At 62.5% G+C, this 20,879-nt stretch carries 18 protein-coding genes and 2 pseudogenes; 8 read left to right on the top strand and 12 right to left on the bottom strand.

Annotated elements, in window-relative coordinates; genetic code table 11:
* Positions 1-123 precede the first annotated feature (123 nt).
* Together BMW74_RS25850 and BMW74_RS25845 are read right to left on the bottom strand one after the other, a co-directional pair.
* Positions 124-852, bottom strand: coding sequence for a methyl-accepting chemotaxis protein (locus BMW74_RS25850; RefSeq protein WP_371911850.1), 729 nt, complete (start codon positions 850-852; stop codon positions 124-126).
* Between the two features lie 129 nt (positions 853-981).
* Positions 982-1,914, bottom strand: a pseudogene (locus BMW74_RS25845) (cache domain-containing protein); the annotation flags it as partial.
* A gap of 569 nt (positions 1,915-2,483) precedes the next feature.
* Between BMW74_RS25845 and BMW74_RS23585 the strand changes: the two are divergent.
* Positions 2,484-3,380 (top strand): PA4780 family RIO1-like protein kinase, encoded by an 897-nt coding sequence (locus BMW74_RS23585; protein WP_093426516.1) that lies wholly within the window; start codon positions 2,484-2,486, stop codon positions 3,378-3,380.
* A gap of 143 nt (positions 3,381-3,523) precedes the next feature.
* On the opposite strand, the gene cueR is transcribed toward BMW74_RS23585, so the two are convergent.
* Both cueR and BMW74_RS23575 read right to left on the bottom strand, forming a co-directional pair.
* Positions 3,524-3,928 carry a Cu(I)-responsive transcriptional regulator gene (cueR, locus tag BMW74_RS23580; protein ID WP_093426515.1) on the bottom strand — a complete coding sequence of 135 codons (405 nt, stop codon included), beginning with the start codon at positions 3,926-3,928 and terminating at the stop codon, positions 3,524-3,526.
* A 69-nt stretch (positions 3,929-3,997) separates the two neighbouring features.
* Positions 3,998-4,375, bottom strand: a complete 378-nt coding sequence (locus BMW74_RS23575; protein WP_093426514.1) for a hypothetical protein — start codon at positions 4,373-4,375, stop codon at positions 3,998-4,000.
* A gap of 146 nt (positions 4,376-4,521) precedes the next feature.
* Here BMW74_RS23575 and BMW74_RS23570 point away from each other — a divergent pair, with 146 nt between their 5' ends.
* Together BMW74_RS23570 and BMW74_RS23565 are read left to right on the top strand one after the other, a co-directional pair.
* A complete protein-coding gene (locus tag BMW74_RS23570) occupies positions 4,522-4,719 on the top strand; it encodes a heavy-metal-associated domain-containing protein (protein WP_093426513.1) in 198 nt (65 codons plus the stop codon).
* Positions 4,720-4,812: 93 nt separating this feature from the next.
* The gene (locus BMW74_RS23565; protein WP_093426512.1) at positions 4,813-6,006 is read left to right on the top strand and encodes a multidrug effflux MFS transporter; all 1,194 of its coding nucleotides are present in this window, start codon (positions 4,813-4,815) and stop codon (positions 6,004-6,006) included.
* 1 nt (position 6,007) lies between these two features.
* Here BMW74_RS23565 and BMW74_RS25290 read toward each other — a convergent pair whose 3' ends face one another.
* Positions 6,008-6,181 carry a hypothetical protein gene (locus BMW74_RS25290; protein ID WP_175479291.1) on the bottom strand — a complete coding sequence of 58 codons (174 nt, stop codon included), beginning with the start codon at positions 6,179-6,181 and terminating at the stop codon, positions 6,008-6,010.
* Between the two features lie 304 nt (positions 6,182-6,485).
* Positions 6,486-7,499 carry a zinc-binding alcohol dehydrogenase family protein gene (locus BMW74_RS23560; protein ID WP_093426511.1) on the bottom strand — a complete coding sequence of 338 codons (1,014 nt, stop codon included), beginning with the start codon at positions 7,497-7,499 and terminating at the stop codon, positions 6,486-6,488.
* A 167-nt stretch (positions 7,500-7,666) separates the two neighbouring features.
* Between BMW74_RS23560 and BMW74_RS23555 the strand changes: the two genes are divergently transcribed.
* Together BMW74_RS23555 and BMW74_RS23550 are read left to right on the top strand one after the other, a co-directional pair.
* Entirely contained in the window at positions 7,667-8,605 is a 939-nt protein-coding gene (locus BMW74_RS23555; RefSeq protein ID WP_093426510.1) for a LysR family transcriptional regulator, read from the top strand.
* A gap of 300 nt (positions 8,606-8,905) precedes the next feature.
* Positions 8,906-9,640 carry an ArsR/SmtB family transcription factor gene (locus BMW74_RS23550; RefSeq protein WP_093426509.1) on the top strand — a complete coding sequence of 245 codons (735 nt, stop codon included), beginning with the start codon at positions 8,906-8,908 and terminating at the stop codon, positions 9,638-9,640.
* A gap of 106 nt (positions 9,641-9,746) precedes the next feature.
* Here the strand turns inward: BMW74_RS23550 and BMW74_RS23545 are convergent, their stop codons facing one another.
* Entirely contained in the window at positions 9,747-10,700 is a 954-nt protein-coding gene (locus tag BMW74_RS23545; RefSeq protein WP_093426508.1) for an adenosine deaminase, read from the bottom strand.
* A gap of 340 nt (positions 10,701-11,040) precedes the next feature.
* A pseudogene (locus tag BMW74_RS23540) lies at positions 11,041-11,478 on the bottom strand (hypothetical protein); the annotation flags it as partial.
* 281 nt (positions 11,479-11,759) lie between these two features.
* Between BMW74_RS23540 and BMW74_RS23535 the strand changes: the two are divergent.
* Positions 11,760-12,848, top strand: coding sequence for a calcium:cation antiporter (locus BMW74_RS23535; RefSeq protein WP_093426507.1), 1,089 nt, complete (start codon positions 11,760-11,762; stop codon positions 12,846-12,848).
* Positions 12,849-12,902: 54 nt separating this feature from the next.
* Here BMW74_RS23535 and BMW74_RS23530 read toward each other — a convergent pair whose 3' ends face one another.
* The 4 genes from BMW74_RS23530 to BMW74_RS23515 all read right to left on the bottom strand — a co-directional run bounded on the left by BMW74_RS23530 (position 12,903) and on the right by BMW74_RS23515 (position 17,540).
* Positions 12,903-14,261 (bottom strand): 8-oxoguanine deaminase, encoded by a 1,359-nt coding sequence (locus tag BMW74_RS23530; protein WP_093426506.1) that lies wholly within the window; start codon positions 14,259-14,261, stop codon positions 12,903-12,905.
* Between the two features lie 158 nt (positions 14,262-14,419).
* On the bottom strand, positions 14,420-15,103 hold the full coding sequence (locus BMW74_RS23525; RefSeq protein WP_093426505.1) for an SDR family oxidoreductase: 684 nt from the start codon (positions 15,101-15,103) through the stop codon (positions 14,420-14,422).
* 725 nt (positions 15,104-15,828) lie between these two features.
* Positions 15,829-16,410, bottom strand: a complete 582-nt coding sequence (locus tag BMW74_RS23520) for an IMPACT family protein (RefSeq protein ID WP_093426504.1) — start codon at positions 16,408-16,410, stop codon at positions 15,829-15,831.
* A gap of 209 nt (positions 16,411-16,619) precedes the next feature.
* Positions 16,620-17,540, bottom strand: coding sequence for a LysR family transcriptional regulator (locus BMW74_RS23515; RefSeq protein WP_093426503.1), 921 nt, complete (start codon positions 17,538-17,540; stop codon positions 16,620-16,622).
* Between the two features lie 136 nt (positions 17,541-17,676).
* Here BMW74_RS23515 and BMW74_RS23510 point away from each other — a divergent pair, with 136 nt between their 5' ends.
* Positions 17,677-19,026, top strand: coding sequence for an omega-aminotransferase AptA (locus BMW74_RS23510; protein ID WP_093426502.1), 1,350 nt, complete (start codon positions 17,677-17,679; stop codon positions 19,024-19,026).
* 147 nt (positions 19,027-19,173) lie between these two features.
* Positions 19,174-20,667: a CoA-acylating methylmalonate-semialdehyde dehydrogenase gene (locus BMW74_RS23505; RefSeq protein WP_093426501.1), complete on the top strand. Its 1,494-nt coding sequence runs from the start codon at positions 19,174-19,176 to the stop codon at positions 20,665-20,667.
* Positions 20,668-20,879 lie beyond the last annotated feature (212 nt).

Here is a 20,879-nt window from a genome sequence, read left to right as displayed (position 1 = left end):
TGTGGGAGCGGGCTTGCTCGCGAAGGGGCCAGCTCATTCAACATCAATGTTGACGGGCGCACTGCCATCGCGAGCAAGCCGGTCCCGCTCCCACAGGTTTTGCGGTACCTGGGGAGCGGCTGGTCAGGTCCTGAACCGGCGCACCAAGCCATCCAACTCATTCGACAAGCCGGCCAGGCTCTGGGAGTCGAGCCGTGCCGAGTTGGCCAGTTCGGCCACCAACTGCGCATCGCCATGGATCTGGCTGATGTGTCGATTGATGTCTTCTGCCACCTGGTGCTGCTCTTCGGCGGCGGTGGCGATCTGGGTGTTCATGTCGCGGATCACGTCCACCGACTCGCGGATCTGCCCGAAGCTCTCGCGAGCATCGCCAATGCGGCTCACCGACTGTTGCGAGATCTGCAGGCTGGCGTGCATCTGCTGGGTGACTTGGCTGGTGCGCTTGGCGAGGTTGCCCAGCAGGCCGTCGATCTCGGCCGTGGAGTCGGCGGTGCGCTTGGCCAGGGCCCGCACCTCGTCGGCGACCACGGCAAATCCGCGACCCTGCTCGCCGGCCCGCGCGGCTTCGATGGCCGCGTTCAGGGCCAGTAGGTTGGTCTGTTCGGCAATCGAACGGATGGTGCCGAGGATCGACTGGATGTCGTTGCTGTCGCGCTCCAGCTGTTGCATCGACTGCGCCGACTGTTCGATTTCATGGCTCAACTGGTCGACGCTGCTCACCGCCGCATCGATCTGCTGTTGGCCTTCGCGCGCCTGGCGCTGGCCGTTGTCGGCCGATTCGGCGGCCTGGCTGCACGAGCGGGCGACCTCGTTGGCGGTGGCGACCATCTCGTGGAAGGCGGTCGACACCATGTCCACAGCCTCACGCTGGCGCCCGGCGGCTTCGGCCATGTTGTCGGAGACCTGGGTGGCGCTGTGGGAGTTGGCGAGGATCTTGCTGGCGGCGCCGCCGATGTGTTGGATCAGGCTGCGAATGGCGGCGAGGAACTGGTTGAACCAGTTGGCCAATTGCGCGGTTTCGTCGTTGCCGCGGATCGCCAGGTTCTGGGTCAGGTCGCCTTCGCCCTGGGCGATGCCTTCCAGGCCGCTGGCCACACTGCGGATCGGCCGCACGATCAGGCTGGCGAAACTGGCGCCGACCACCGCGAACACCACGGCCAGTACGGCGGCAATGATTGCGATCAGCCAGGTCAACTGGGTCGCCGCGCTCATCACCTCGGACTGCTTGATCAGGCCGATGAAGGTCCAGCCCAGTTGCTCCGAGGGCCAGACGTTGGCCATGTAGCGCTCGCCGTTCAACTCGATTTCCACCAGGCCCTTGCCAGCCTTGGCCAGTTGCGCGTAGCCATCGCCCAGGCTGCTCATCGCCTTGAAGTTGTGCTCAGGGGCTTTGGGGTCCACCAGCACCGTGCCGTTGTTTTCCATCAGCATCAGGTAGCCGGTTTCACCCAACTTGATCTGCTTGACCAGCTCGGTGAGCTGGGTCAGCGTCACGTCGATGCTGACTGCGCCACCGTTGGTGCCCAGCGCGTTATCGAAAGTGCGCACGGTGCTGACGTAGGTGGTGTTGTTGTCGGTCCAGAAATAGGCATCGGTGCGCAGCGGCTTGCCCGGCGAAGCCTGGGCCGCTTTGTACCAGGGGCGCTGGCGCGGGTCATAGTTGGTCAGCGCGGCGTCATCGGGCCACGACACGTAGCCGCCCGCCTGGGTGCCGATAATGATGTAGGCGTAGGCCGGGTGGCTTTTGCCCAGGTCCTGCATCGTCGCGAAGATCTGCTTGTCCATCTCGCCCTGGGGGATCTCGGCGGCGTTGGACGCCATGTAGGTCTTGAGGCTGGCGTCGGTGTTCTTGAGCAGGGGCAGGGACGCCAGGTAGTCGACGTTCTGGCTGATGCCGTCGAAAAACAGCTGCATGGCGTTGCTGACCTGGCGGATCTCGCGGGCGCTGCTGTCGACAAAACTGTCTTTGGCCTCGCTGCGCAGGTTCATCACCACCAACGTGGCAACCAGGACAACCGGCAGGCAGGCAATGATTGCAAAGCCCCAGGTCAGTTTTTGCTTGATGTTCATCCGCGCTCCAGTTTTTTTCTTGTAAGCCCACGTGATGCAGAGACTGGCGGATCGACGACAGCCGAAAAGCCTTGAAGTGTTCGAGGCTCCTCCTCTGGTGTCAGAGAATTCCTTTCTCAATGAAGGGCTTCGGCTGCCAGTAGGGGAAATTGAGCGGCGCGGGGAAAAAATCTACAGCGAGTGGGTAGCAGGATCTCGAACTCTGTCACAAATGCCCGTTGATTGTGTTGGCAACGAGTCGCGAACTCTCGGCTATGATCTGCCTCGGCCTACAGGCTTTGCCGTAAGAATCCGGCACATTGCGGGCGTTCACATCGGTTCATAGGTCGGCAACCCCTCCCCGGCGTGCGCGGATTGCCGTATAAGGAATGACTTTCGCGTGTTTGGTAATAAAGGACCCACAATAAAAGCTGATGAAGACTCCAAAACGCATTGAACCCCTGATCGAGGACGGTCTGGTCGACGAGGTGCTGCGCCCTCTCATGAGTGGTAAAGAAGCAGCTGTTTATGTGGTGCGCTGCGGCAACGAGTTACGTTGCGCGAAGGTCTACAAGGAGGCGAACAAACGTAGCTTCCGCCAGGCGGCCGAGTACCAGGAAGGCCGCAAGGTGCGCAACAGCCGCCAGGCCCGGGCCATGGCCAAGGGCTCCAAGTTTGGCAAGAAAGAAACCGAGGACGCCTGGCAGAACGCCGAGGTGGCGGCATTGTTTCGCCTGGCCGGTGCCGGGGTGCGGGTGCCCAAGCCGTACGACTTCCTTGAAGGCGTGTTGCTGATGGAACTGGTGGCCGACGAGTTCGGCGATGCAGCGCCGCGCCTGAACGATGTGGTGCTGGACGCGGATCAGGCCCGTGAGTATCACGCCTTCCTGATCTCGCAGATCGTGCTGATGTTGTGCACGGGCCTGGTGCACGGTGACCTCTCGGAGTTCAACGTGCTGCTGACGCCGGACGGTCCGGTGATCATCGACCTGCCGCAGGCAGTGGACGCGGCCGGTAACAACCATGCCTTCAGCATGCTGGAGCGTGACGTCGGCAACATGGCCTCGTACTTCGGGCGCTTCGCGCCTGAGCTCAAGCGCACCAAGTACGCCAAGGAAATGTGGGCCCTGTATGAAGCCGGGACCCTGCATCCGGCCAGCATCCTGACCGGTGAGTTCGACGAGCCGGAAGAACTGGCGGACGTCGGTGGCATCATGCGCGAGATCGAGGCTGCCCGCCTGGACGAGGATCGCCGCCAGGCGATGCGCGCCGCAGACGACGCCCCGCCCGGCAAGGACCAGGAACCGCCACCACCCCCGTGGATGCAGTGACCTGATCCACCGCTAAAGCAGCACCCCCTGTGGGAGCGGGCTTGCTCGCGAAGACGGCGGCACATTCAACGTCATTGTTGACTGTCCCGGCGCTTTCGCGAGCAAGCCCGCTCCCACAGTTGTTTTGTGTGGTCAATAAATAGTCACTTCACACAGCATCCGCCCTGTGCCAGTTCCTTGAGGATCGGGCAGTCAGGCCGGTGGTCGCCCTGGCAATGTTCCACCAGGTCCTGCAGGGTGTCGCGCAATTGACCCAGTTCGCGGATCTTCTGGTTCAGTTCATCGATGTGTTGGCGGGCCAGGGCCTTGACGTCGGCGCTGGCGCGTTGCCGGTCCTGCCAGAGGGTCAGCAGTTTGCCGACCTCCTCCAGGGAGAACCCCAGGTCGCGTGAGCGCTTGATGAACGCCAGTGTATGCAGGTCGTCGTCGCCGTAGAGGCGATAGCCGCTGTCGGTGCGATGGGCCGGCTTGAGCAGGCCGGTGGACTCGTAGTAGCGAATCATCTTGGCGCTCAGGCCGCTGTGCTTCGCCGCTTGGCCGATGTTCATTCTCGCGCCTCCTGTGTGGACATGCTCGACAGGATCAACCTTGCCATCAGGGCAAGGTCAAGCGCCTGCTCAATAGCCGAGGGTAGCCGGCTTGAGGTACATGCCCTGGCCATTCATCGCGATGCGAAACTTCTGGATTGCCCCCGCGCGCAGGGTAATGTTCTGCGAGCCCGGTGCCAGCATCCCTGGATTGCACCCCGGTGCCTGGCCCGGCAACAACTTCAGGCGCAGGGAGAACGTGCCCGGTGGCAGGTTGAACGAGGTGCTTTGTTCCTGGAACAGTCGCGCCGACAGTTGATCCTGGATGTACACGCCAATTTCGCACGAGGTGGCCACTTCGAGGCTCTCGCGGGAAATGATCAGTACGCCGTAGTCTTCGGCGCTGGCCGGTGGGGCGGCGGCAACCAGGCCGAGCATGGCGATGAGGCTGAAAGCTTGCCAGCGCATGGCTGAGTCTCCTGCTTGTGTGTCTTGGAGGGTGCAGCTTGGCCGAGGCCGATGTCGATTGCCAGCCCGGCAGCTGATTGCAGAACTTGACCTTGCCATGGTGGCAAGCTCGACACTGGCGCCAATCTCATCAAAGGAGTTGCCCCATGCAAGTATTCAATGTTCAAGGTATGACCTGTGGCCACTGTGTGCGTAGCGTGACTCAGGCGATCCAGGCCAAGGACCCGGCGGCCAGCGTTCGGGTCGATCTGGCGGCCAGGGAAGTGGGGGTGGAGAGCGCGTTGTCGACCGAACAGGTGATCAGCGCGATCCGCGAAGAAGGTTACGAAGCCAAGCTGGCCTGACGGTTTTTGTTAGTTAGCGACCTATCTTAATGTTCAAGGTGTCCAGTCACGGCTAGACTGTCGGGCTGCCGACTGACGTGAGCTGGACGCCTGATGAACCTCCGTACCATTCTGATTCTTGGCGCCCTGAGCGCGTTCGGGCCGCTGGCCATCGACTTCTATCTGCCCGCCTTCCCGGCGATGGCGATGGCATTTGGCACCGATGAGAAACACATCCAACTGACCCTGGCGGCCTATTTCTTCGGTCTGTCCATCGGCCAGTTGGCCTACGGACCGGTGGCGGATCGCTTTGGGCGGCGTATTCCGTTGTTGGTTGGGGTTGGCTTGTTCACCGTGGCTTCGTTGGTGTGTGCGTTCGCGCCGAGCCTGGATTGGTTGATTGGCGCACGTTTTCTCCAGGCCCTGGGCGGATGTGCCGGCATGGTGATCTCCCGCGCCGTGGTCAGCGACAAGTGCGACGCGGTGGCGTCGGCCAAGGTGTTTTCCCAGCTGATGCTGGTGATGGGCCTGGCGCCGATCCTGGCACCGATGCTCGGCGGGCTGCTGGTCAACCTTTACGGCTGGCAGTCGATCTTCGTCGCCTTGACCGTATTCAGTGCATTGGCGGGGCTGGCGGTGGCGGTTGGGCTGCCGGAAAGCTTGCCGGCCAACCTGGCGCGTCCGCCGTTGTCCGGCTCGCTGCGCCAATACGGCCGGCTGTTCGCGGACAAGGTTTTCCTCGGCCATGCCCTGACCGGTGGGATCGCCATCGCCGGGATGTTTTCCTATATCGCCGGCTCGCCGTTCGTCTTCATCAAGCTCTACGGGGTGCCACCCGAGCATTTCGGCTGGCTGTTCGGGATGAACGCGGCGGGATTCATCCTGGTGGCGCAGGTCAATGCGCGGTTGCTGTCCAAGCGTGGCCCGGCGTTCCTGCTGGCGCGCGCGGTGTGGGTGTACCTGGCCGCGGGCCTGGTGCTGCTGGCGGTCAGTGCCTTGCACCCCGCGCAACTGTGGCCGTTACTGATCCCGTTGTTTATTTGCATCGCCAGCCTGGGGTGCATCCTTCCCAATGCCTCGGCCTGTGCCATGGCTGGGCAGGGCGCGCGGGCCGGTAGCGCTTCGGCACTGCTGGGGTGTGTGCAGTTCAGTGTGGCGGCCGCCGCGGCGGCCTTGGTCGGGGTGCTGCACGACGGCAGCGCCGTGCCGATGGCAATCGTCATCAGCCTGTGTGGTGTGTTGGTGGTGAGCATTGCGCTGCTCACCCGTCGCCTGCAAATGGCCCGGGTCGCGCAAACCGTGGCGTGACTTAGCCGGCGGCGCGTTGCTGGCGTTCAGGCAGGGAGTGGGGGGCGTGCAGCCGGGCCTCAAGGGTCGAAGTAAAGGCGCGGGCTTCGGCTTCCGAGCGGAAGTTGACGGCGTGGTTGTCCAGGCGGACCTGCCACTGGTGGGACTTTGCCAGTTCTTTTATCAGGATCTTCATTGCTGACCTCCGTGCGTAAAAGAGTGCGTTGCGCAGGCCCGATTGTAGACCTCAATGCCTGCATAAAGATGACGGCGGTCAACTTGTCGACTGACGGCAGAAGCCCCGCCGCCCGGGGAGCGGACGGCGGGGTTTGAGTCTCTAGTGTCCTGTCTTGGAAATACGTTACCTTTTTGACGAGCATCTGTTGCTGCCAGGCAAGGCGCCGCGACGAGTCATAGCAGGGCTATGGCGAGGAGTGGCAACGCAGCATGGCGGCGACAGGTGCCGTCAAAAGGGAACAGCTTATTTCCGAGACAGGACACTAGAAACCTTCGAGGACGATCTTGCCCTTGGCGGTGCCGCTCTCCAGCAGGGCATGGGCACGGCGCAGGTTGGCCGCGTTGATGGTGCCGAAGTGTTCCCCCACGGTGGTCTTCAAGGTGCCCGCATCGATCAGCTCGGCCACCCGGTTCAGCAGCTTGTGCTGCTCCAGCATGTCGGCGGTCTCGAACAGCGAGCGGGTGTACATGAACTCCCAATGCAGCGACAGGCTCTTGCGTTTGAGTTGGGTGATGTCCAGCGCCTTGGGATCATCGATCAGCGCGAGCTTGCCTTGTGGCGCCAGGGCTTCGACCAGTTGGCTGAAGTGCTGGTCGGTCTGGGTCAGGCTGGCGACGTGAGTCACCTGCGGGTGGCCGGCGGCCTTGAGGGCTTCGGCCAGCGGTTGGCGGTGATCGATGACCAAGTCGGCTCCCAGTGCCTGGACCCAGTGTTGGGTGTCTGGACGCGAGGCCGTGCCGATGACGTTCAGCGCCGTGAGCTGGCTGGCCAGTTGGGTCAGGATCGAACCCACGCCGCCCGCGGCACCGACGATCAGCAGGCTCTGGCCTTCGTCGACCTGGCTTTCGCGCACCTGCAGGCGTTCGAACAGCAACTCCCAGGCGGTGATCGCCGTCAACGGCAGGGCCGCGGCCTCGGCGAAGCCCAGGGACGTGGGCATGTGGCCGACGATGCGCTCGTCCACCACGTGCAGTTCGCTGTTGCCACCGGCGCGGGCGATGGAGCCGGCGTAGTAAACCTTGTCGCCGGCCTTGAACAGGGTGACGTCGCTGCCGACGGCCTTGACCACGCCGGCCACATCCCAGCCCAGGACTTTCGCCGCGCCGCCTTCAGGCGCGACGTTCTGGCGAACCTTGGTGTCCACCGGGTTGACCGAGATGGCCCGCACCTGCACCAGCAGGTCCCGTGGGCCGGCAACCGGCTCGGGCAGTTCGATGTCTTGCAGGGCGTTTGGGTCGGTGATCGGCAGGCTTGTGTAGTAGGCGATGGCTTTCATGGGGCAGCTCTCAATAGGCGTTGGTTAATAGAGGAGGAACATCAGGCAGGTGCGGCATCCCGATGACGACGTATTGGATGGAACGGATGATTGGCTATTTCTATGGAAGATAAAAGCCGCTAAAAGAGCAGTCTCTTTCAATATTTTTTTGATAATGCGGGTGGGTGATGCTGCGTTTCGATGACTTGCAGTTGTTTGTGCGTGCGGCGGACCTAGGCAGCCTGTCGGCGGCGGCGCGGGGCATGGACATGTCGGCGGCAGTAGCCAGTGCGGCGTTGAAGCGGATCGAGCAGCAACTGGGCGTTCGTTTACTGGCGCGTTCAACGCGCAGCCTGCGGTTGACGGCGGAGGGCGAAGGCTTCCTGGCGTATGCCCGGGGGGCCTTGAGCCAACTGGATGAGGGACGCCGCCTGCTGGCCCGTGGGCAGGATCAGGTCAGCGGCGTTTTGCAACTGTCGGCCCCCTCGGACTTCGGCCGCAACCTGTTGCTGCCGTGGCTGGATGAGTTCCAGCGCGAGCACCCGCAACTCACCGTGCGCTTGCTGCTGGGCGATCGGATTGCCGACTTGTTTCGCCAGCCGGTGGACATCGCCCTGCGTTACGGCGAACCGGAGGACTCCAGCCTGGTGGCCATGCCGATCGCCCCGGACAATCGCCGGGTGTTGTGTGCCTCCCCCGAGTACCTGGCGCGATGTGGTGAGCCGCATCACCTGGAGCAACTGGCCCAGCACAATTGCCTGCTGTACATGCTGGGCAGCCGGGTCCACGACCATTGGCGCTTTCACGATGGCAAGCGCGAGGTGGGCCTGACGGTCAGCGGTGATCGTTTCAGCGATGATGCGGATGTGGTGCGCCTGTGGGCCTTGGCCGGTGCAGGCATCGCCTACAAGTCCTGGCTGGATGTGGCCGGTGATGTCGAGGCCGGGCGGTTGCAGGTGTTGATGCCCGAACTGCTGTGCGAGCGAGCACCGCTGAATTTGTTGTGCGCCCATCGCGCTCAATTGAGTAAGCCGGTGAACCTGTTGCGTGAAATGCTCAAGCGCCGCTGTGGCCGGATCAGCGGTCAGTTTTCAACACGATTTGTCGTCGGTCATGAGTCGCGCTGAATTAGAGACTTTTCTGGCAGGAACTATCAGCTCCAAAGGTATTCCAGGGGCAGGAACCGTTAATCATCACGCTTATACTAGCGCCCACCTGACATCGCGCTGTTGTCAGCGACCGCGCGACACCTCGTCCAATTCCCAAGAGACGTGCAGTGGGTCGGTTTGATGGGGGGACGAGGAAGTTGGGTGCGCTAGCGGGTTACATCGTCCGGTTTTTGGCGCAAGTCGCGCCTTGGCCGGCATCACATTACTGGTCAAGATGTCCCAGAGCAGTAGACAAATGATTCAACAGGGAGTGAATACATGGAACATGCACCTTGCATCAGCCAGATCGCAACGTTGCTGGCTGACCCGAAGCGTAGCGCGATGATGTGGGCCTTGATGGACGGCACGGCGCGGCAGTCCGAAGAGCTGGCCTTGTTGACGGGGCTGTCGCCGTCATCGGCCAATGCTCACCTGGGGCGTCTGTTGAGCGGTGGGTTGCTGAAGGTCGAGGAGCGTGGGCGCAAGCGCTTTTTCCGTCTGGCCGCCCCGGAAATCGGCGCCGCCGTGGAGGCCCTGGCCAGCGCGACGATCGCCAGCTCACCGGGTAAGCTTGCCGGCGTGTTCAATCGCACCCGTGTCCCGGCCAAGGCCCAGGCCGCGCCCTCTTCGTTGCTACGTGCCCGGCTCTGCGGCGAGCATTTGGGCGGCACGCTGGCGGCCGATCTGTATCAGCGGTTGCTGGATGCCAACTGGCTCGATCAACTGGAAAAGCGCGTGGCCGTGACCCACAAGGGCGCCACGGCACTTGCCGCCCATGGTGTGTTCATCCAGGCCCTTGCCCATCGTCATTGCGACATTGCGTGTGCCTGCCCGGATTGGAGTGAACGCCGACCCCACCTGGGCGGCCCGCTGGGCACTGCGGTCTTGCAGTTGTTCATGCAGTCGGGCTGGCTGAGCCTGCCGCGTGACTCCCGGGCCTTGCAAGTGACAGCCACTGGCCTGCGTGAAATCAACCAGTTTGCCAACGAGACCGAGATCGAAGTGGTGTTTTAGCGGCGCCTCTGCGCGACGTCTATGACCTTGAGGTCAAGACGTCGCGCAGAGGCGGGGCCCGGTCGGCCCCTGCAAGGGCGAGCGTTCGCGCACTCGACGGTAGGCTTTACGGCTTGACCAAGCGGGCATCGAGGCTGTTCTGGGCCAGGCGCTTGGCCTGGTCCTGAGTCATGCCCAGGTGGGTATGCAAGGCATGGAAGTTCTCCGTGACATAGCCCCCGAAGTACGCCGGGTCATCGGAGTTCACCGTGACTTTCACCCCACGTTCGAGCATGTCCAGGATGTTGTGCTGGGACATGTGCTCGAACACGCAAAGCTTAGTGTTGGACAGCGGGCACACGGTCAGTGGGATCTGCTCGTCGATGATCCGCTGCATCAGGCGCTCATCTTCAATGGCGCGCACGCCATGGTCGATACGCTGGATCTTCAACAGGTCGAGGGCTTGCCAGATGTACTCCGGCGGGCCTTCTTCACCGGCGTGGGCCACGGTCAGGAAGCCTTCGTCGCGGGCACGGTCGAACACGCGCTGGAACTTGCTCGGCGGGTGGCCCATTTCCGAGCTGTCCAGGCCAACAGCGACGAATGCATCGCGAAATGGCAGGGCTTGGGTCAGGGTTTTCTCGGCTTGCTCTTCGCTCAAGTGGCGCAGGAAGCTGAGGATCAGGCCGCTGGTGATGCCCAGTTGCTGCTCGCCATCTTTCAAGGCTGCGGCGATGCCGTTGAGGACCACTTCGAAGGGGATGCCACGGTCGGTGTGGGTTTGCGGGTCGAAGAACGGTTCGGTGTGAATCACGTTCTGCGCCTTGCACCGCAACAGGTAGGCCCAGGTCAGGTCGTAGAAGTCCTGGGACGTACGCAGCACGTCGGCGCCCTGGTAGTACAGGTCGAGAAACTCTTGCAGGTTGTTGAAGGCATACGCCTGGCGCAGGGTTTCGACGTCGTTCCAGGGCAGGGCGATTTTATTGCGCTCGGCCAGGGCGAACAGCAACTCAGGCTCCAGCGAGCCCTCCAGGTGCAGGTGCAATTCGGCCTTGGGCAGGGCGTTCAGCCAGTCGTACATGGTTCTTATCTCATCAAGTCGCGATGGCCGGCATTCTACAGGGGCTATTGGAAACTATTGGCAAAACCTGACCAGGCGGTTGATGCCCCGACGTTTTGTTCTCGCCGATAGGCATCGGTGTCGGCCAATCGCGACAACCGGCACTCGGCGCAAGGGGCTGATGTCGATGAGGGGGGAGGGTGTTCATGGCGTTGTCCTTGAAATCGAGTGAGTCCCTGGTGGGCGCGAGCCTGCTCGCGAAGGCAGTGTGTCAGGCAGCACGGATATCGACTGGCACGGCCTCTTCGCCGGCAAGCCGGTCTCGCTCCCACAAGGTGTGTTGGGGCCGTCATTGCTTGGGCATCTGCGCCTGCATGCCTTCGACGTCGTCGTTCATCGCCGCCGGCCCCCAGGCGCTGATCGGCAACGTGATCGTGCCTGCCTTCAGGCCGCCTCAGTAGTCTTGGGGTTTCCAGCGGTGGTCGATGAGGCTTTGTGTGGCTTGGATACAGTGCGAGGCCCAGTCGTAGACGATGGAGGTGAACATCGCCTTCGGCCCGAAGTACGCCATGTCGGAGGCATAGCCCACCGCGAACACCCCGTGGCGCTCGGCGGCCAGCACCTTGCGCCCCTGTTCTTGCTGATAGGTCCAGCCGTCGTCATCGATGGGGCCGATGTAGACGACGCCGACTGTCAAGGGATCGACTGCGCTCGCCGTGAGGCTGAGGCTCAGGCCGACGGTGACGGTGACGGTGACGGCGATGGCGCAACGCAGTGCGCTCAATGGGCGTTTGTGCATGCGGGCGCACTCCCTGTTGGGGTGAGGTTGGCTGGGCGCTTGGCTTGTCATGGGCCAATGCAAGTTACTGACCAACAGGGCAACAAACGGCCGGAAGAGCGGGTGATGGCCTTCGCGGGCACGCCTCGCGCCTACAGATCACGCGCGAGGTTGTCCGCGAAGAAGCCGGCAATACCGATAAAAGTGCACCGATCGAGTCTGCTGCCATCCAACGGTGCGCTAAGGTTCTAGGCAACGTGACATCGGCATCACCCACTCGGCCACGGTGAATAAGGATCGCAATGCTCAACGCCCTCAAGCACGAAAAGTTCCTGCTCCTGGCCTTGCTCGCGGCACTCCTCGCCTACCCGCTGGAGCACGGGATGCTGCACAGTGGCCAGGCGATTGCACTGGCGAGCGGGTTGGCGTTGATCTTCTTTATCGTCTGCGCCTCGATACGTGTCGCCCATCACGCGGAACTGCTGGCCGAAAAGGTCGGCGACCCCTACGGCACGATGATCCTGACCCTGTCCGCCGTGCTGGTGGAAGTGGTGATCCTGGCGATCATGATGCGCAACGAGGCCTCGCCGACCCTGGTGCGCGACACCATTTATTCGGCGGTGATGCTCGACATCAACGGCATCCTCGGCCTGGCCGCGTTGCTCGGCGGGATCAAGCATGGCGAGCAGGCCTATAACGACGATTCGGCGCGCAGCTACAGCGTGATGATCCTCACCGCCATGGGCGTTTCGATGGTGGTGCCGGAGTTCATTCCCGAAGCCGACTGGAAGCTTTATTCGGCGTTCACCATTGGCGCCATGGTGGTGCTGTACACCCTGTTCCTGCGGATGCAGGTCGGGCCACACAGCTATTTCTTCAGCTACAGCTACCCGCAAAAGCGCCGCCGTGGCGAACCGGAGCACGAGGCGCCAGCGGTCAGCCAGGGGCTGTCGATCGGCATTCTGGTGTTTGGGGTGGTGGTGATCGGGGCCCTGGCCGAGGTGATGTCCAAGACCCTCGATCTGGGGCTGGAGGGCACCGGGGCGCCGCCGGTGATGACGGCGATTGTGGTGGCGGCAATCTCGGCGGCGCCGGAGATCCTCACCGCGTTGCGTGCCGCGTTGGCCAACCGCATGCAGTCGGTGGTCAACATTGCCCTGGGGGCGTCGTTGTCGACGGTGATCCTGACGGTGCCGGTGATGGAAGCCATGGCCTTGTACACCGGCCAGCCGTTCCAAATGGCCATGACCCCGGTGCAGACCGTGATGGTGCTGATCACCCTGGTCGTCAGCGCGATCAACCTCAACGATGGCCAGACCAACGCCATCGAAGGGATGACGCACTTTGTACTGTTTGCGACCTTCATCATGTTGTCGATGCTGGGTCTTTAACCTCACCACCAAACAAATGTGGGAGCGAGCAAGCCCGCTCCCACAGGGTAGGGGTCAGATCCCCGCGATCAACGCCCGCGCCGCCTGGCTGTGATCGGCAATCAAGCCCTTGAGGTCAAGCCCTTCGACTTGGCCGTCGATCACGCGCCATTTACCACCGATCATCACCCGGTCGGCGCGGTCGGCGCCGCACAGCAACAGGGCCGAGATCGGATCATGGCTGCCGGAGAAGCGCAGTTCATCGAGTTTGAACAGCGCCAGGTCCGCCTGCTTGCCCACCGCCAGCTCACCGATGTCGGTACGCCCCAACAGCTTGGCCGAACCCTGGGTGGCCCAGCCGAGAACGCCTTCGGGGGTGATTTTTTCCGCACCGTAGCGCAAGCGTTGGATGTACAGGGCCTGGCGGGTTTCCAGGATCATGTTCGACGCATCATTGGAGGCCGAGCCGTCCACGCCCAGGCCCACCGGAGCACCGGCTGCGATCAGGTCCAGGGTCGGGCAGATGCCCGAGGCCAGGCGCATGTTCGAGCTTGGGCAGTGGCAGATACCGGTGCCGGCCGCGCCGAGGCGGGCGATTTCGTCGGGGTTGAAGTGGATGCCGTGGGCCAGCCAGGTGCGCGGCCCGAGCCAGCCGACGCTGTCCAGGTAATCGACGGTGCGCAGGCCGAAGCGTTGCAGGCAGAAGTCTTCTTCGTCGAGGGTCTCGGCCAGGTGGGTGTGCAGGCGCACGTCGAGTTTGTTCGCCAACTCGGCGCTGGCGGACATGATTTGCGGGGTGACCGAGAACGGCGAGCACGGTGCCAGGGCAATCTGGATCTGCGCGCCGGCGCCGCGTTCGTGGTATTCGGCGATCAGGCGCTGGCTGTCGGAGAGGATCACTTCGCCTTCCTGCACGGTCTGCTGCGGCGGCAGACCGCCGTCTTTTTCGCCCAGGCTCATGGAGCCCCGGGTGAGCATGGCGCGCATGCCCAGTTCGCGCACGCTTTGGACTTGCACGTCGATGGCGTTTTCCAGGCCTTCGGGGAACAGGTAGTGGTGGTCGGCGGCAGTGGTGCAGCCCGAGAGCAGCAGTTCAGCCAGGGCCACCTTGGTGGCCAGCGCAAGTTTTTCGGGGGTCAGGCGGGCCCACACCGGGTACAGGGTTTTGAGCCAAGGGAACAAAGGCTGGTTGACCACCGGCGCCCAGGCGCGGGTCAGGGTCTGATAGAAGTGGTGGTGGGTGTTGATCAACCCCGGCAGGATCACGTGCTCGCGGGCATCGAAGACGTCGTTGCACGGCGTGGCCGGTTGCTGGCCTGGCTTGAGCACTTCGACGATCACACCGTCCTGCAGCACCAGGCCGCCACGGGCGTCGAGATCGTTGGCGGTGAAGATGGCGAGGGGGTTTTTTAACCAGGTACGGGTCGCAGGCATTTGCCGGCTCCTCTGAAAGTGGGTTCAGGTTAGCCAGCTCAGTGTTGTCCTGTCTGCTGATCCAGGTTCGTCGCGGGGACGAGGTGCGCAGTGTCGATCAAAATCGAACGACGGGCAAGCTTGGCCCCACAGGACGATAAGCCACCCTGTGGGCGGGCCTACCAGGGAATGGTTTCGCCCCTGTAGTTGATGAAGTGATGCCCGCCCTTGCCGGTGTAGGCATTGACCTGGTCCACCAGCCCGCGGGTGCTGGTCGCCACGTCGAGGTCGGCGCCTTCGCCGCCCATGTCGGTTTTCACCCAGCCGGGGTGCAGTGACAGCACGGTCAGGTCCAGGCCATCCAACTGGCTGACGAAGCTATTGGTCATGGAGTTCAGCGCGGCCTTGCTGGCCTTGTACAGCGCCAGGTCCGGTGCGTCGGGCATGGTCACGCTGCCCAGCACCGAACTCATGAAGGCCAGCACCCCGCCTTGGCGGATCTGCCCGACCAAGCGCTGGGCCAGGTTGATCGGCGCCACGGCGTTGGTGAAGAACAGTTGGCCGACCTCGGCCAGTGTCGCGCCGCCAGGTGTCTGCACGGCCGGGCCCTTGACCCCGGCGTTGACGAACAGCAGGTCGAACACCTGGCCCTTGAGCTGTTGCCCAAGGGCGATCACGGCCTGCTGGTCGTCGATGTCCAGCTTTTCGATCTGCACCTTGCCCAGTGCCTTCAAGGCCTCGGCGTTCTGCGGATCGCGCACGGTGGCGGTGACGTGCCAGCCGTCGGCCAGTAGGGTTTTCACCAGCCCAAGGCCCAGGCCCCGGGAGGCGCCGATGATCAGCGCGGACTTTGCAGTGGACATGCGTGGCTTCCTTGAAAAGAGTGGGTGATGGCGTGGCACCCGACAGTTTAGGCGCCCACCCGCTGAGCCGGCCAGCGGCTAATGCCCTGTCCGCACGACAGCCACAGCGACACTGGCGCATACACGCGTGTGCGCAGGCAGCGGCTGGTGGGAGGGTGTGCGGCACCACTTCGGGGCGTAGGGAAAGGTGCGGGGCTGATTTGGAACATGAACAAATGTTTAAAAAATGATCAATGGGCCGCACCCCATGCCGGCTATGTCGCAGCGCCAGTCATGAACGGGTTATCCACAGGTTGCTCCACAGGAATTGTGCGCAAGGCAAAAGCTTGGGCATAAGCACCTGACGGCTTTGTTCTAAAGCTGATAAGCCGTTGCAAGTGATTGTTTTGCGATGTAATTGACGGGATTGGTTGGATATTGATCGAAAAATGATCAGTGCTCGCAAAGCCGCGTGACAGAAGGGTTACAGCGCGATGTGCTCAGGTTATCCACAGCCGGGTGCACAGTGGATGTGGGCAAGTGTGGTGTTTGTTGGCATGCCCTAAAAGATCGCAGCCGAATGGGGGGGTGCTCGATTTTTTGTGGGCGCGAGACCGGCTTGCCGGCGATGGCAGCCGACCTGCCTCTGGCGGATGTGCCCCGATCCCCTGTGGGAGCGAGCCCGCTCGCGAAGGCGGTGCGTCAGTCAACAGGGCGGTTGAATTGCCCGGCGGCACTGCCCACATTTAACGCTGCAACACGATCCGCCCACGGCTCAACCCGGCCAATTGTTCCTGCAGTGTTTCGATCTGTGCCTGCCCCAGCGCCAGTTGCAACTCGACGCCGTTGGCGGTGAATTGCTCATTGAGCACCAATCCCCCCAGCTCCATCACTCGCAACTTGACCAGTGCCAGCTCACTGAACGTACAGGCACAACTCACCGGCACGCGGCTGATCAGCTCGACTTTGGGTGCGCCTTGCAGGCATTTGTTGGCGCTGCCGCCATAGGCCCGGGCGAGGCCGCCAGTGCCCAGTTGGGTGCCGCCGTACCAGCGAATCACCACCACCGCGACGTGATCGCAGTCTTGGGCTTCGATCGCCGCCAGGATCGGTCGACCCGCGGTGCCGCCTGGTTCGCCGTCGTCGCTGCTGCGGTACTGATCGCCGAACTTCCAGGCCCAGCAATTGTGCGAGGCGTTGAGGTCACTGTGCTGCTCGATGAACGCTTGGGCCTCGGCGGCGCTGGCGATGGGGCCGGCGAGGGCGATAAAGCGGCTTTTACGAATCTCTTCGCGGTATTCGCAAGGGCCGGTCAGGGTAAAGGGCATGAGGGGATCTTAAATGGCAGGGGTGAGGCCGCAGCCTTTGAGGAGGATGCGGATCAGGTGGTTACTCGCTTCGTCCATCTCGTGTGTGCTCGGTTTGCCCGCGTGCGCGGGGACTTTGAGGTTCATGGGCGGTTCCGGGCGGGTCGGTGGGTGCGACTGTGCGTTGATAGCGTACCCACGAGCATCCGACAAGCCTTGCGCCGACAAAATCAGCGGGTTGCCGCGAGGCTTTCGAGGAAGCTTTCCAGCACCAGGTGCGGGCGTCGGCCCTTGCGCGTGACCGAGGCCAGGCTCAGGTCATAGAACCGCGTGTCCGGCTTGAGTGCGCGCAGGCGACCTTGTTGGACCCACAGGCTGGCGTAGTGATCCGGCAGGTAGCCAATGTAGCGTCCGGTCAGGATCAGGAAGGCCATGCCTTCACGGTCCGAGGCGCTGGCGGTGCAGTTGAGGGCCTGGTAGTGGGCCTGGATCTCGGCGGGCAGGCGGAAGGTCGGGGCAATGGCGTCCTGGCTGTTGAGACGTTGATCGTCCAGCTGCTTGTCATCGACATAGAACAGCGGGTGGCCGACCGCGCAGTAGAGCAGCGAACGCTCGCTGTACAGCGGTTGGTATTCCAGGCCCGACAACGCGCTGGCCTGGGGCACTACGCCGACATGCAGGCGCCCGTCGAGCACGCCTTGTTCGACTTCGTTGGGGGCGATCATGCGGATCTGGATCTGTACGTCCGGGCCGCGTTCTTTCAATTGCGCCAGGGCGTGGGTGATGCGCATGTGGGGCAGGGTGACCAGGTTGTCCGTCAGGCCGATGGTCAACTCGCCGCGCAAGTGCTGGTGCAGGCCGTTGACCTCGGTGCGGAAACTTTCCAGGGCGCTTAACAGTTGCAGCGCCGATTGATACACCTCGCGTCCTTCTTCGGTCAGCGAAAAGCCTGCGCGCCCGCGCTGGCACAGGCGCAACCCCAGGCGTTGCTCAAGGTCGCTCATTTGCTGGCTGATGGCCGAGCGGCCGATCCCCAGCACGCTTTCGGCGGCGGAGAAGCCGCCGCACTCCACCACGCTGCGAAAGATGCGCAGCAGGCGGATATCAAAGTCGCTGACTTGCGCCAGTGGATCGGGACGACGGCTGCTCATGGTTTTGGCTCAAAGTTTAGTGGCTGGCTGACTGAAGGTTAGAAGTGTTGGATTTCACCGACTTTATCGCCGTGGCAATTTAGCTGCAACAACGCTTTTGATCTCTACGCCGCTTATTGCCTGCGAGGTTTTGCTCATGAACATGCCTGAAAACGCCCAGTCCCCTTTGGCCAGCCAGCTCAAGCTGGATGCGCATTGGATGCCGTACACCGCCAACCGCAACTTCCAGCGCGACCCTCGCCTGATCGTGGGTGCCGAAGGCAGCTGGCTGATCGACGACAATGGGCGCCGGGTCTATGACTCGCTGTCCGGTCTGTGGACCTGTGGCGCCGGGCACACCCGCAAGGAAATCCAGGAGGCCGTCTCCAAGCAACTGGGGACGCTCGATTACTCGCCCGCCTTCCAGTACGGTCACCCGCTGTCCTTCCAACTGGCTGAGAAAATCACCGAGTTGACCCCGGGCAACCTGAACCACGTGTTCTTCACCGACTCGGGTTCCGAGTGCGCTGACACGGCGGTGAAGATGGTCCGTGCCTACTGGCGCCTCAAAGGCCAGTCGACCAAGACCAAGATGATTGGCCGCGCCCGTGGTTATCACGGGGTGAACATCGCCGGCACCAGCCTGGGCGGCGTCAACGGCAACCGTAAACTGTTTGGCCAGGCGATGATGGACGTCGACCATCTGCCCCACACCCTGCTGGCCAGCAACGCCTATTCGCGTGGCATGCCGGAGCTGGGCGGTATTGCTCTGGCCGATGAGTTGCTCAAGCTGATCGAACTGCACGACGCCTCGAACATCGCGGCCGTGTTCGTCGAGCCGTTGGCCGGTTCCGCCGGTGTACTGGTTCCGCCAGTGGGTTACCTCAAGCGTCTGCGTGAGATCTGCGACCAGCACAACATCCTGCTGGTGTTCGACGAAGTGATCACGGGTTTCGGCCGTACCGGCAACATGTTTGGCGCCGACACCTTCGGCGTCACCCCGGACCTGATGTGCATCGCCAAGCAAGTCACCAACGGTGCAATCCCGATGGGCGCGGTAATTGCCAGCACCGAGATCTACCAGACTTTCATGAACCAGCCGACGCCGGAGTACGCGGTCGAGTTCCCCCACGGCTACACCTACTCGGCGCACCCGGTGGCGTGTGCGGCGGGCCTGGCGGCACTGGACCTGTTGCAAAAGGAAAACCTGGTGCAGAGCGTGGCCGACGTCGCGCCGCATTTCGAGAATGCGTTGCACGGCCTCAAAGGCACGAAGAACGTGATCGACATCCGTAACTTCGGCCTGGCCGGCGCGATTCAAATCGCTCCGCGTGATGGCGACGCGATCGTGCGTCCGTTCGAAGCCGGCATGGCGCTGTGGAAAGCCGGTTTCTACGTGCGCTTCGGCGGCGACACCCTGCAGTTCGGCCCAACCTTCAACAGCAAGCCGCAAGACCTGGATCGTTTGTTCGATGCGGTTGGCGAAGTGCTGAACAAGATCGACTGATTCGACAATACCCTCGGTAGGAACGCGGCTTGCCGGCGAAGGCATCCTTGGGATCGCCATCGCACGCAAGCTCAGCGCCTACATACGCTTTCTATATAGCAGGCGCCCGGTGAAGGGCGCCTGTGGACAACTTTTCAGGAGCCCCGCATGAGCCTCATCCCGCATTTGATCAATGGTGAACTGGTGACCGACAACGGTCGCAGTGCCGACGTGTTCAACCCATCCACCGGCCAGCCGATCCATAAAGTGCCATTGGCCAGCCGCGAAACCATGCAACTCGCCATCGACGCCGCCAAGGCGGCATTCCCGGCCTGGCGCAACACCCCGCCGGCCAAGCGTGCCCAGGTGATGTTTCGCTTCAAGCAATTGCTGGAGCAGAACGAAGCACGCATCTCGCAACTGATCAGCGAAGAGCACGGCAAGACGCTGGAAGATGCTGCCGGTGAACTCAAGCGTGGTATCGAGAACGTCGAGTTTGCCTGCGCCGCACCGGAAATCCTCAAGGGCGAGTACAGCCGCAACGTTGGTCCGAACATTGATGCCTGGTCTGATTTCCAGCCGCTGGGCGTCGTGGCGGGGATCACCCCGTTCAACTTCCCGGCCATGGTGCCGCTGTGGATGTATCCACTGGCGATCGTCTGCGGCAACTGCTTCATTCTCAAGCCGTCCGAGCGTGATCCAAGCTCGACACTGTTGATCGCCCAGCTGCTGCTGGAAGCCGGTCTGCCCAAGGGCGTGATGAACGTGGTGCACGGTGACAAGTCGGCGGTGGATGCGCTGATCGAAGCCCCGGAAGTCAAAGCCCTGAGTTTCGTCGGCTCGACCCCGATTGCCGAGTACATCTACGCCGAAGGCACCAAGCGCGGCAAGCGCGTCCAGGCACTGGGCGGCGCGAAGAACCACGCGGTGCTGATGCCGGATGCCGACCTGAATAACGCCGTCAATGCGCTGATGGGGGCTGCTTACGGTTCTTGCGGCGAGCGTTGCATGGCGATCTCGGTCGCGGTGTGCGTCGGTGATCAAGTGGCGGATGCGCTGGTGGCCAAGTTGGTGCCGCAGATCAAGGCGCTGAAAATCGGTGCTGGCACCAACTGCGGCCTGGACATGGGCCCTCTGGTGACCGGTCAGGCGCGCGACAAAGTCAGCGGTTATGTCGACGACGGCGTTGCTGCCGGTGCGACCCTGGTTGTCGACGGGCGTGGTTTGAGCGTGGCCGGTCACGAGGAAGGTTTCTTCCTGGGTGGCTGCCTGTTCGACAACGTCACCCCAGAGATGCGCATCTATAAAGAAGAGATCTTCGGTCCAGTGCTGTGTGTCGTTCGGGTAAACAGCCTGGAAGAAGCCATGCAACTGATCAATGATCATGAATACGGCAACGGCACCTGCATCTTCACCCGCGACGGTGAAGCGGCCCGGTTGTTCTGCGACGAGATCGAAGTGGGCATGGTCGGGGTCAACGTGCCGCTGCCGGTGCCGGTGGCGTACCACAGCTTTGGTGGCTGGAAGCGTTCGTTGTTCGGTGACCTGCATGCCTATGGTCCGGATGGCGTGCGCTTCTACACTCGTCGCAAGGCGATCACCCAGCGCTGGCCACAGCGCGCGAGCCACGAAGCCTCGCAGTTTGCGTTCCCTAGCCTGTAAGTAGCAGGTCACAAGGCCGGCCCCTCTCTATATATAGAGGAGGGCCGGCCTTGTCGTTTCAGGGTTTTTTGACCGGTATGACAGAAATGTGAAATTAGGTGTTGACGGCAGATCCTGGAAGTCTATAATTCGCCCCACTTCCGGCGCAGTCGAAACGGAAAACTCCTTGGTAAACAAAGAGTTATGCAGTTTTCGGCAGCAGGTTGCTTCAG

It is taken from the genome of Pseudomonas sp. ok272 (genome assembly GCF_900109995.1).
In the GTDB taxonomy this organism is placed as follows: Bacteria; Pseudomonadota; Gammaproteobacteria; order Pseudomonadales; family Pseudomonadaceae; genus Aquipseudomonas.
Note: the sequence above shows the minus strand (reverse complement) of the source record. Positions and strands in the feature narration are given on the sequence as shown.